Source organism: Tamlana flava (assembly GCF_041287255.1).
In the GTDB taxonomy this organism is placed as follows: domain Bacteria; phylum Bacteroidota; class Bacteroidia; order Flavobacteriales; family Flavobacteriaceae; genus Tamlana; species Tamlana flava.
The window spans coordinates 128,100-141,135 of the sequence record NZ_JBGGTX010000003.1 but is presented as its reverse complement, the minus strand read 5'-3'; the positions used below and the strand labels follow the sequence as shown (position 1 = coordinate 141,135).

At 35.8% G+C, this 13,036-nt stretch carries 9 protein-coding genes; 3 read left to right on the top strand and 6 right to left on the bottom strand.

Going from position 1 to position 13,036, the window contains the following annotated elements; genetic code table 11:
• Window positions 1-16: 16 nt before the first annotated feature.
• The 3 genes from pflB to ACB104_RS09690 are packed head-to-tail and all read left to right on the top strand — an operon-like array spanning window position 17 to window position 4,364.
• Window positions 17-2,242, top strand: a complete 2,226-nt coding sequence (gene pflB / locus ACB104_RS09700; RefSeq protein ID WP_370478278.1) for a formate C-acetyltransferase — start codon at window positions 17-19, stop codon at window positions 2,240-2,242.
• Between the two features lie 54 nt (window positions 2,243-2,296).
• Window positions 2,297-3,070 (top strand): pyruvate formate-lyase-activating protein, encoded by a 774-nt coding sequence (gene pflA / locus ACB104_RS09695; protein WP_370478277.1) that lies wholly within the window; start codon window positions 2,297-2,299, stop codon window positions 3,068-3,070.
• Window positions 3,071-3,101: 31 nt separating this feature from the next.
• Window positions 3,102-4,364 (top strand): L-lactate MFS transporter, encoded by a 1,263-nt coding sequence (locus ACB104_RS09690; RefSeq protein WP_370478275.1) that lies wholly within the window; start codon window positions 3,102-3,104, stop codon window positions 4,362-4,364.
• Window positions 4,365-4,501: 137 nt separating this feature from the next.
• Here ACB104_RS09690 and ACB104_RS09685 read toward each other — a convergent pair whose 3' ends face one another.
• From ACB104_RS09685 to ACB104_RS09660, 6 genes are all read right to left on the bottom strand, one after another.
• The gene (locus ACB104_RS09685) at window positions 4,502-4,891 is read right to left on the bottom strand and encodes an ester cyclase (RefSeq protein WP_370478274.1); all 390 of its coding nucleotides are present in this window, start codon (window positions 4,889-4,891) and stop codon (window positions 4,502-4,504) included.
• A 5-nt stretch (window positions 4,892-4,896) separates the two neighbouring features.
• Window positions 4,897-5,778 (bottom strand): PorP/SprF family type IX secretion system membrane protein, encoded by an 882-nt coding sequence (locus ACB104_RS09680; protein WP_370478272.1) that lies wholly within the window; start codon window positions 5,776-5,778, stop codon window positions 4,897-4,899.
• Between the two features lie 10 nt (window positions 5,779-5,788).
• Window positions 5,789-9,214 (bottom strand): MopE-related protein, encoded by a 3,426-nt coding sequence (locus ACB104_RS09675; protein ID WP_370478270.1) that lies wholly within the window; start codon window positions 9,212-9,214, stop codon window positions 5,789-5,791.
• A gap of 19 nt (window positions 9,215-9,233) precedes the next feature.
• Window positions 9,234-10,328 (bottom strand): right-handed parallel beta-helix repeat-containing protein, encoded by a 1,095-nt coding sequence (locus ACB104_RS09670; RefSeq protein WP_370478269.1) that lies wholly within the window; start codon window positions 10,326-10,328, stop codon window positions 9,234-9,236.
• A 145-nt stretch (window positions 10,329-10,473) separates the two neighbouring features.
• Entirely contained in the window at window positions 10,474-11,109 is a 636-nt protein-coding gene (locus ACB104_RS09665) for a response regulator (protein ID WP_370478267.1), read from the bottom strand.
• Complete coding sequence (locus tag ACB104_RS09660; RefSeq protein ID WP_370478265.1) at window positions 11,106-13,013, bottom strand: tetratricopeptide repeat-containing sensor histidine kinase; 1,908 nt, start codon at window positions 13,011-13,013, stop codon at window positions 11,106-11,108. Before ACB104_RS09660 ends, ACB104_RS09665 begins: the two co-directional genes overlap by 4 nt.
• Window positions 13,014-13,036: the final 23 nt, after the last annotated feature.

Here is a 13,036-nt window from a genome sequence, read left to right as displayed (position 1 = left end):
ACAAAATATTAATAAAATGGAAGTAAAGCAATTTAAATACGGAACTTGGAAAAAAGAAGTAAATGTTAGGGATTTTGTAATCAACAACATCACACCTTATTACGGTACTCATGAGTTTTTGGTGGGACCAAGTGCCAAAACTCAAAAATTATGGGAAATATGTAAACAAGCTACCAAAGAAGAAAGAAAAAACAATGGAGTTCGTTCGGTAGATACAAATACCATTTCCACAGTTAGTGCATTTGATGCAGGTTATATTGACAAGGAAAATGAAGTAATCGTTGGATTGCAAACAGATGAACTTTTAAAACGTACCATGAAGCCATTTGGAGGGTTCAAGGTAGTGGAAACAGCATTGGCAGAACTTGGCCTAAAAACAAATGATAACATTTCAGAATTGTTTTCCAAATATGTGAAGACACATAATGATGGGGTATTTGATGCCTATACAGCAGAAATTAGAAAATTTCGTTCTTTAGGTTTTTTAACAGGATTGCCAGATAACTACGCTAGGGGGAGAATCATTGGAGATTATCGTCGTGTAGCTTTATATGGAATCAATTTTCTAATTGAAGCCAAGAAAGCTGATTTACAAAATATAAAAAGCCCAATGACAGAAGCCACAATACGTTTACGTGAAGAGGTGTCTGAGCAAATAAAATCCTTGAAAGAAATGATTGAATTGGGCGCTAAATACAATTTGGATTTAGGGCGTCCTGCTGAAAATGCACAAGAAGCAGTGCAATGGACATATATGGCTTATTTAGCAGCCGTGAAAGAACAAGATGGTGCTGCAATGTCTTTGGGTAATGTATCTGCCTTCTTAGATATTTATATTGAGCATGATTTGCAGGAAGGCTTGATTGTTGAAGAAGAAGCACAAGAATATATAGACCAATTTGTTATGAAGCTAAGAATGGTTCGCCATCTTAGAATGGGTGCTTACGACGAAATATTTGCCGGCGATCCAACATGGGTAACTGAAGCGATTGGTGGTATGTTTAACGATGGAAGAACTAAAGTAACCAAAACAGCTTTTAGATTCTTGAATACCTTATACAACTTGGGAGCATCTCCAGAACCAAACATGACTGTGTTATGGTCTGAGAATTTACCTCAAAACTTTAAGGATTATTGTGCCAAAGTTGCAATTGATACATCATCCATTCAATTTGAAAATGATAATTTAATGAGAACCAGTCGAGGTTCAGATGATTATGGTATTGCATGTTGTGTTTCTTATCAAGAAATTGGTAAAGCCATTCAGTTTTTTGGGGCACGTACTAACCTGGCAAAAACATTATTGTTGGCTATAAATGGTGGGCGTTGTGAGCTTTCTGGTAAAAAAATGATTCATGGTGTTGCTGAATATACAAATGAGTATTTAGATTTCGATAAAGTTATGGCCAATTTCAAAATAGCCATGAAAGAAGTGGCACGCGTGTATAATGATTCCATGAATATTATTCATTACATGCATGACAAATACTATTATGAAAAGGCTCAAATGGCATTAATAGACACTAATCCTAGTATTAATATTGCTTACGGTATTGCAGGATTATCCATTGTGGCCGATTCACTTTCAGCTATCAAATATGCAAAAGTTAAACCTATTAGAAATGAAGAAGGTTTGACAATAGATTTTATAATTGAAGGAGAGTTTCCAAAATATGGAAATGATGATAATAGAGTAGACTGCTTAGCGGCAAATGCAGTAGCTGATTTTAATAATGAACTAAAAAAACTGCCAGTTTATAAAAATGCAGAACCTACAATGTCTGTTCTTACCATTACATCAAATGTTGCTTATGGTAAGAAAACAGGTGCCACTCCAGATGGTAGAGCCTATGGAATTCCATTTGCTCCTGGTGCCAACCCAATGCATGGTAGAGACTCAAATGGTGCCATAGCATCTTTAAACTCTGTTGCAAAAATACAGTATTCAGATTCAAAGGATGGTATTTCAAATACGTTCTCCATTGTTCCAAAATCATTAGGGGCCAATGAAGAAGACAGGATTGAAAATTTAGGTACCATATTAGATGGTTATTTTTCTAAAGGAGCGCAACACGTTAATGTAAATGTGTTGGATAAAGAAACTTTATTGGATGCCATGGAGCATCCAGAGGAATACCCTCAATTGACCATACGTGTTTCTGGCTACGCTGTTAACTTTGTTAGGTTAACTAGAGAGCAACAGCAAGAGGTCATTACACGGTCTTTCCACGAATCCATTTAGTTTTATTAATATGTTTGAATGCATCTAAAAAGGAAGTGAAAGCTTTCTTTTTAGATGCTAATTTTAAATCCTTGCGTTATCAAAACTACAGACAACATATTACAGGTACATTCTATTGAATCTTTTGGCACCCATGATGGGCCAGGTGTTAGAATGGTGGTGTTTCTTCAGGGCTGCAAATTAAAATGTTTGTATTGCCATAATCCCGATGCGTTAGCCACATCAGGTGGAAAGGAATACCAAATTGAAGAATTGGTGAAAATGGCTATAAACCTAAAACCTTTCTTTGGTAAAAAGGGAGGGGTTACAGTTTCAGGCGGTGAACCATTATTGCAGGCAAAGGCATTGATACAATTCTTTAAAAGATTAAAAGAGGAAGGTATTCATACAAACGTTGATACCAATGGAAGAATATTGAATCATTTTTCTAAAGAATTGCTTGACGATTATGCCGATTTAATCATGTTGGACATCAAACACATGACCGAAGAAGGTTATGAAGCTTTAACCGGTAAACCAAATAAACAGATAGCATTTGATTTGGCTGAGCACAGGGAATTGTCCGGAAAAAAAATGTGGTTGCGTTATGTATTGATTCCTGAAATAACAAGCAAGCCGGAATTGTTGCACGCTTTGGGTGAACATTTTAAGGATTACAATACTATTGAGAAAATTGAAATACAACCTTATCACAAATTAGGGATACATAAATGGGAAGCTTTAGGTTGGGATTATGAACTTAAAGATGCCCGTGAAAACACAAAAGATGAATTGGCTACTGCTGCGGCTATTTTACAGAACTATTTTAAAGAAGTAAGAATAAACTAGTTGGCATTGGGTAGCTAAAAATTAAACAATTATGAATGCAAATAAATTAAAAAACAGATGGTTGATTGCTGCTTCGGCAGTAGGAATCCATATTTCAATTGGTTCGGTATATGCATATTCCGTAATGACCAATCCGGTAAAAGAGATTTTTGATGTAGACGGAAGCGTCATTAAATGGGCATTTAAAATAGCCATCCTATTATTGGGGCTATCCGCTGCCTTTTTAGGAAGATGGGTTGAGAAAGTTGGTCCTAAAATAAGTGGTACAACTGCGGGAATATTTTATGGTATTGGTATTTTAGGCTCAGGTCTGGCCGTTCAATTAGAGTCATTGATTCTATTTTATCTATGTTATGGTGTTATTGGAGGCATAGGGTTAGGACTAGGTTACATTACTCCGGTAAGCACATTGGTAAAATGGTTTCCTGATAGACGTGGTCTTGCTACAGGTATGGCAATTATGGGGTTTGGGTTTGCTGCTCTGATATTTGGACCAGTCATGCAATCTTTGTTTGATTCGGTTGGTGTTTCAAATACCTTTTACATTTTAGGAGCCATCTATACCGTATTAATCTTATCATCGGCAAGATATATTGAAAGACCTCCAGAAAACTACATGCCGGCCGGATATAATCCTGGAGAAGGCAAAACGTTAAAAACTGATATGGCCAATATTGATGCCAATGCCTCATTAAAAACCACTCGATTTTATTATATCTGGATTATGATATTTATAAATATTGCTTGTGGTATAGCCATTATTTCTGCGGCTAGCCCAATGATGCAAGAGAAATTGAATTATACGCCTATGGAGGCTGCAGCTATTGTAGGATTGATAGGTGTGTTTAATGGTTTGGGCAGAATTATGTGGTCTAGTTTGTCCGATTATTTAGGAAGGGCAAATACCTACATTCTATTTTTTGTGTTTCAAATTTTGGCTTTTTATTTATTGCCAAAAATTTCGATGGAAATAACATTTTTGATTATTCTATTTACCGTAATCACCATGTATGGGGGAGGCTTTGCAACATTGCCTGCGTTTTTAGGTGACTTGTTTGGCACTAAACAATTAGGGGCAATTCACGGTATGGTTTTAACGGCTTGGGGGTTGGCAGGAGTTGTAGGTCCTACGATTTATGATGTTGTTAAAAATGCTACAGGTTCATTGGATGCAACTCTTGGAGTATTTGCAGGATTGTTTGTGGTGGCTTTGATAATTTCCTTGCTTATGAAAAGGTTGGTATTGAAAGCCTACAAAGGCATTGAGGAGAGAAATTTGAAACTGGCTTACTAGTTATTTAGATTAATAGTAATAAAAACCTCTTTCTATTTTTAGAAAGAGGTTTATTTTTTAGTTAAATCAATTATTCACTTTTTAAAACATCATATTTTAAAAGGATTTCTAATCATCAAAATAAAAGCTTTAAAGTTTTATTTTGAATTGATTTGTTCCATGAGAACAGATTCCAACATATATATTCTTGCCACTTTTATCAAGCTATTTTCGAGATCATAAGTGACACAGAGAGGCACATTTACCGATTTGTTCGAAGCTGGAATTCCCGCATATTCTCCAATATGTTTTCCTATGAAATTAGCTTCAAGTACCGCGTTGTTATCACAAATAATTGTATTTGTGATTTCGGCGTGGGCGTCAAATGCTAGATTATAAACATAATGAAGCATATTTCCCACGGCCTCTCTCCCAACAGTTAAACCTTTGGAATTCATGTCTATGAAGACAACGTCTTCCGCAAGATATTTTGTGTCGTGGGTTTCAAAATACAGTTCAATTGGCTTTTTAACTTGTTTTGTAACCATGGTTTTTAGTGAATTTTAAATCTTATTAGTACTTCATGTGATCCTCTGCTATAGTCTTTAACATCAGTAAGAGTATTTTCATAGGCATATCCAAACATAAACCAATCGGCAAGTTCAAATAACCCCAATATGCTTAGTGATTCATCCAATCTATACGAAGCCCCAAATTCAACCTTTTCATATATGTCGACTGTGGAAGTGAGGTCTAGCGATACAGGTGCCCCATTAACAAATCGACACATAAAAGAAGGAATGAGATTTATGTTTTGATTTAATGCTACTGTGTAACCACCTCCCAAATAGGCGTGTAACCTATTTGTTGCATTAGTCACTACCACACCGTCCTTTTCGTACCTTTTGCTCTTTAAGAGAGCAGGTGCAGAGATATTTATATAGTACTTCTGGCTTTTAAGTAAAAATCCTACTCCGACATTTGGGTTGAAGTTGTTCACATTTTCCATAAAAACTGGGTCATTCTTGATGCCTAGTCTATTTAGATCAATGTCTACAAATGAACCACCTCCTTTTAGACCCATATAAAGATTAGAGTTTTGTCCAACAGGAATTCTATATGAAAAGTCAATATAAACATCCGTTTCATTAAGCACGAATATTTCATCATTCACTACTGAAAGCCCCCAACCAACTCTGTCATTCATTGGTATTCCTAAAGAAAAACTTCTTGTTTCTGGGGAACCTTTAAGGTTTACCCACTGACTTCTGAAATTGATGTTTATTTCATTATAATCATTGATTCCTGCAAAAGCTGGATTAATAACATTCATATTATATTGATATATCGTATAGGATGGGTCTTGTTGAGCAAATAATGTATTTGTGAGCAGTAGGACTAGTAATACACAAGTGTTTTTTATTATTGTTTTCATCTTCTTTGTATTAATAGTTAATATAAATCCATCCTTGAACCGGTTTGAAACCAGGTTCATTTAGTTCAATTATATACAAGTATGCTCCAACAGGCAATCGAATCGAGCTTCCGCCCTCTGTCGATTTTCCGTTCCAATTATTTTGATAATTGTGGCTCTCAAAGACTTTATTTCCCCATCGATTATATACTTTAACAATGCTTCTTGTGAAGGATGTAATGTTCTCAATTACCCATGTATCATTTATGCCGTCATCATTTGGAGAGAACCCATTAGGAACAATAATACCTTTGATATCACATTCATCACCAATGCCATCATTGTCTTCGTCCGCCTGATCGGGATTGTAAGTGTTAATACAATTGTCTACGTTATCCAATACACCGTCATCGTCTGCATCACCAATGATAAGGTCGCTGCCATTGCAATCTTGGTCTATGCCATCATTAGGTGTTTCAGTGGCGCCTGGATAGATATCTACATTGCCGTCATCACAATCACTGTTGTCGGAGATGAAACCTTCCGGTGCAGTGCATGACATTGCAGTATTTGATGGATCACCGTAGCCATCGCCATCAGTATCAGCATACCATAATGGAGCGCCCTCCAATGAATCATCCTCGTCATCAATAAGACCATCACAGTCATTGTCAATGCCATCGCAAACCTCGGTATTTCCTGGGTAATTATTTGCCTCTGCGTCATCACAATCGGTATTATCAGAAACATAACCAGTTGGTTGCGTATTGGCTAATTGTGTAACATTTGCATTTCCAAATCCATCACCGTCAGAATCTTGATACCAAGTAAGTAAATCGAATCCATCACAATCTTCATCAACACCATTATCAGGAATTTCTGTTACGTTTATATTGATATTGGCATTTGTGTCATCACAATCGGTATTGTTTGAGACGTATCCATTGGGTTGCGTATTGGAAAATTGGCTTTCATTTGGATTACCATAGGAATCACCATCAGCATCTGCGTACCAAGTAAGTAAATCGAATCCATCACAATCTTCATCAATATCATTATCAGGAGTTTCATTAGCACCTGGATACACATCGGCATTGGTGTCATCACAATCGGTTTTGTCCGACACATATCCTGTTGGTTGTGTGTTGGCATCTTGACTAACATTTGGGTTTCCGAAACCATCGTTGTCAGCATCTTCGTACCATATTGCATTATCTGAACCATCGCAATCTTCATCGATTCCATTTTCAGGGATTTCTGTTGCGCCAGGATTAATACCAGCATTTGTATCATCACAATCGGTATTGTCAGATACATAGCCTACTGGTTGTGTATTGGCGGTTTGGGAAACATTTGGATCGCCATAGTTATCTCCATCTGCATCAACATACCATGTTACCAGATCAAATCCATCACAATCTTCATCGATGTCATTATCTGGAATCTCAGCAGCTCCTGGATAGACATTGGCATTGGTGTCATCGCAATCGGTATTGTTTGAAACATAACCAGCTGGCTGGGTATTAGCCGTTGTGGTTGAATTAATATCACCAAAAGTATCACTGTCACTATCGGCAAACCATGTTAATAAATCAAATCCATCACAATCTTCATCTATTGTGTTGTCCGGAATTTCGGTTGCTCCAGGATAGATATTGGCATTTGTATCATCACAATCTGTGTTATCTGCAACATATCCTGTAGGTTGCGTATTAGCTTCCTGAGTATTATTTAAATCGCCAAAATTGTCGTTGTCTGTATCTGCATACCAGGTTTTTAAATCAAATCCATCACAATCTTCATCTATATCATTGTCAGGGATTTCGGTTGCGCCTGGATATATGTTTATATTGGTGTCGTCGCAATCCGTGTTGTCTGCAACATAGCCTACCGGTTGTGTATTAGCTGTGGTCGTTGCGTTAGAGTCTCCGTATGAATCGTTGTCCGTGTCGGCATACCAAGTTTTAAGATCAAATCCGTCGCAGTTTTCATCGATACTGTTATCTGGAATATCATTTGCGTCAGGATTTATACCAGCATTGTCATCGTTGCAATCACAACCATCAGCAAAATTATCCATATCAACATCTATGTTATCGTCAAATCCGGGGCACGCATCACAAACATCACCTACACCATCGGCATCGTCATCTGCTTGATCATTATTGGCGTCGTTTGGACAATTATCACATACGTCCCCAATTGAATCTAAATCGATGTCTTCCTGACTTGTATTGGCTATTAGTGGACAGTTGTCTACATCATCTAAAATGCCATCCATATCGGTATCTGCTGGACCTACTGTAAATTGTTTGCCATCATATATGGACCATGAGCCATCGGCATTTATAATACGAACATAAAGTGTATAAGTACCATCAGTCATTCCGGTAGTAGGAATATTGTATATTTCATCTACACTATTTCCAGTCATTACTAGAGGAGATCCATTACCAACACCAGGATCTGTATCAATAAAATATTCAGCCTCAGAAATCAATGCTGTATTTGTTTGATTAGGATTGATATAAAACACATTTTTATCATAGATACTCCAAGCACCATCGTCGTTAATAACACGTACGAATAGTTTGTGTACTCCCATTGATAGACCTGTAGTAGAAATATTGAAATTTTGATTTATCGTGTTGCCTGAAACTGTTAGTGAAGTTCCATTGCCAACACCTGGATCTGTATCAATAAAATATTCTGCACCTGCAATATTGGCTGTATTAGAATGATTGGGATTTATGTAAAACACATTCTTGTCGTAAATACTCCAAGTGCCATCATCGTTTATAACGCGTACATATAGCTTGTGAACGCCGCTGGTTAGTCCTGTTGTAGGAATACTATAATTTTGATCGATATTGTTGCCAGACATAGCTAAAGCTGTACCATTGCCTATTCCTGGGTCAGTATCGTAAAAATATTCTGCTCCAGCTATATTTGCCGTATTGGTTTGGTTTGGATTAATATAGAACACATTTTTGTCGTATACGCTCCAGGTACCATCTGCATTTATGACCCTAATATATAGCTTATGAATTCCGTCGGATAACCCTGTAGTTGGAATGCTATAATCTGCATCAATAACATTGCCATTCATTGCCAGTGCCGTTCCATTACCTATGCCGGGGTCGGAGTCAATAAAATATTCGGCTGCCGTAATAAGTGCTGAATTGCTTTGGTTTGGATTAATATAGAACACATTCTTGTCATATAAACTCCAATTACCGCCGGCTTGCACCCTTATATATAGTTTATGAATGCCGTCTGATAGACCCGTTGTTGGAATACTAAAATTTTGATCTATTGTGTTTCCGGGCGTTATGGCTAGGGCGGTACCACTTCCTATTCCTGGATCAGAGTCAAAAAAGTATTCAGCATTCGTAATTTGCGAAAACCCACATATAAACGACAACAGGCATAATAAAATTATACTTAATCGTTTCATTTCATTAATTAATTAGTGGTTAGTTGGTATTGGCATTAGCCTTTACATTGATGTTTAAATCTGTGCCTTCGCTTAAAATATTATTGTTTATTACAAAATCTGTTAAATAAGGGAGCTCTGTAGGATAACCTGGAATGCTGTATGGGAATGTGCCATTATATAAGCCAAGATCAAAACCATCTGTACCTGCACCTGCTCCAGGTGAACCTCCTTGTAGATGTAAGTCATTATTACGATTGTTCAGCTCGGTGGCTGAGTTAAAAGACACAAATAGTGGGTCTTGATCATCAATATTACTTCCACCTAAAGGGTTTAGGGAGCTTGAAGGGGCATAAGTCAAGTTGTTTTGAAAAAATAAAGAAGAATTGCTTCCCAAGCTAGTAAAGTCAGCAACAGAGGTTCCAACGAATACAAAGATGTTGTTTTTTATTTGAGTTCCATTGCATGTTGTAAAAAGCTGTACTCTAGCACTTCCATCTCCATTTTGTCTGGATAAAATAATGTTATTATTTAAAAAAGTTGTATTGTTCATTCTCTGAAAAAGAGAATACCCCCAATAACTATTAGGCCTTGAAAAGGTATTATTGGTTATCAACCAATCTTGTGAATTATAATTATCAACAGCAACGGATGAGCCGCTATAAAAGAAATTGCCCGATATCACAGCCTGATTTGCACGGTCTACTCTACTATTACCTTGAATGGTTGCAATTCTATTATTGGTTATGATAACATTATTATTTTGGTATGTTCCGTTGTCTAAATAAATACCATTAATTACTAAGCCAGAAATTTTTGAACCAGACGCATCACCATATCTAAAAAGTATATTGCTTACAGTTGCAGTTTGGCCTGCATTAAGCTCCGGATTATGAGCAATACCATAAAGGATTATGCGTTTATTCATTTGTATGTCTCCATAACTGTTTGGTGATGGTTGAATATAGATAATGTCTCCAGCAACAGAAGCATCTATTGCTGCTTGCACAGTTGTGTAATTAAAACCTGCATTGGTTGGCGCGCTTGGATTATTGTCGACATATCGAACTGTTTGTGACTGCATTGTAAAACTAGTTCCCGTCAGCATTACAACGAAAAAGAATAATTTTTTCATGATTAAAAAATTTTAGTTGATTAATAGTCTATAAAGTTCCTGATAAAGAAGAGGTTATGAATCAATAGAACCCATGGTATTTGTAAATCAGGGTTTTCCCTGAGTTTATTCGGGGACTTAAAGAGAAGCTAAACTTTCGTAAGAATTAATTTGTAAGCCCTTTTTCTATGGCAATGCGCACTAACCCGGCGGTATTGCGTACGTCGAGCTTTTGAATAAGGTGGGAGCGATGTGTTTCAACAGTTTTTGTTGAAATAAAAAGTTTATCAGCTATTTCCTGTGTGGTCAATTCATCGATTATGAGTTTAAGTACTTCTTTTTCGCGACGCGTTAATTTAGGAATAAATGTTTTTCTAGAAGTAATTCCAAAAGATTCGTCGAGCAATCGTTGTTGAATGCTCTTTTGCAAATACTGTTCGCCTTTGTAGACTTTTTTTATGGCCAATTCTAGCTCATTTTTACAGGTGTTTTTCAATAAATAGCCTTTTGCTCCATTTCTGATGATATTTTTCACAAATGATGTTTCATTTAAGTTTGTCAATGCAATAACTTTAATGGAAGAGCTCTCTTTTTTTAAAATTTTACAAAATTCTATGCCGTTGCAATCGGGTAAATTAATGTCTAATAATAAAATATCAGGTTTATCGCTTTTAATACTTTGATAGGCTTCATGACAACTTTTAAACGATGCAATAATCTTTACATCATGAGAATTCTTTAACATGGTCTCAATACCTCTTAGCACCATTGGGTGATCATCTATTGCCATAACTGTTATCATGATATTTTATGTTTTAAAAGGATAATGTCTATTGTTACTGAAGTACCTTTATTGTCTGTTTGTACATCCATTTCGGCATCCAAGAATTCTATTCTGGATTGAATGTTTTGCAATCCAAGCCCGTGGCTTTTCTCATTTAAATCATAGCCAATGCCATCATCCTCTACCGTAATATGCAAGTTGGTTTTATCGGTAGTTATCTGTACCAACGCTTTTATGGCTTTGGAATGTTTCACAATATTGGTAATCAATTCTTGGATGATATGATAAATAGTAGTTTCAATTTTTTTCGGCAATGGTTCTAACGTTCCAAAACTTTGAAAAGTTATTTTAACAGGCTCAATAGAATTTATCCGATTTATATACTGTTCTATAGCCTCCAATAATCCATAATTTAAGAGTGAAGGTGGTACTAAGTTATGTGATATATTCCTTGTTTGCTCACAAGCATTATCCAACATGTCAATGGCCTCATCAAAAATTTTATGCTCATTATTTTTTAAATTCGCTTTTGATATGGAGGAAAGGTTATGTTTTATAGCAGATAAATTGCCATTTACACTATCATGAAGATCTTTTGCAATTCGAGTGCGTTCTAGATTCTCACCTTCAATCAATGCTTCCAAACTAGCCAATTCTTTTTGTTTTTTTAAGGTTTCTATTGTTTGAGCATGAAATTTTTGTTTTTGTTTGTGCCTATACCAAAATATAAATGACGTAAACGAAAAAATGATGAGACCGATTAAATATAGTCCATTTTGATTTCTCTTTTTTTGAATCAGTACATCATTTTGTTCAATAGTAAGTCTTTGGCGCAGTATCTCGTTGTCTTTATTCTTTAATTGATATTGTTGCTCTATCCTTGTGATGTATTGCTGTTTCCTTTGACCGAGAACGGCATTTTTATATGCCATATAAAGTTCCATGTAAGTGAAGGCTTCCTTGTAATTTTTTTGGTTTCTGTAAGTTTGACTTAACAGGTAGTAACCGTCCATTAAATATTCTTTGGCATTTATTTTTTTTGCTATGTCCAGTGATTTTTGGGTGTAATAAAAACTACTGTCAATTCTATTAAGTTTTAAATTCACCAATCCTAAAGTCTTTAATGCACGGCATTCATGGTAAGGTTTTTTAGTTTTCAAGGCATTGTGATAACAGATTTTGGCATATTTAAGAGCTTTTAAAAAGTCAGTTTCCTTTATATAATAATCACTGAGATTATCATTTATATAATACTTTAATTCGTCATCATCCAAGTTTTCTGAGATTTGGGTTGCTTTTTTGAAGTTGACTAAAGCACTATCCTTGTTATTCAAGTTTAAATAAGTAGCCCCTAAATCATTCAAAAGATATCCCGCACCAACAGAGTCATTAATGAGTTTGCTATAATTTAGGGCTTTGGATTGGTAATATTTTGCCTTTTCAAATATTTCAAAATCTGTGAAAAGTGAGGCGAAATTTCCGTATGCATAGGTCAGATTAACGGTATCGGCAATTTTTTCATATACTTCAATTCCCTGAAAATAATAATCGGTTGCCTTTTCATAGTCTCCTAAGAATTGAAAAACATTACCAAGGTTTATCAAAGAAGATGCTTTTCCAGCAGGGTATCTAGCGTTTTCATATAGAGGAATTGATTTTTTATGATAAATGATAGCAGAATCGTTCATGCCATGGTCACTAAAAACAATTCCTGCATAACTCATTCCTCGTCCAGCACCAATCCAATATTTTATGTTTGAAGCTAATTCAGATGCTTTTTTGTAGTAATAAATAGAGCTGTCCAAGCTAGTCTTTTCATAGGAATAGGCTATATCAAGCAATTCCTTTACTTTAAGACTATCTTTCTGGCAATATCCTATTGTACAAAAAATACAGAATATGTAGAGAAAAAGAATTCTCATAGTAAGTTGGTTAGGAAGTTATT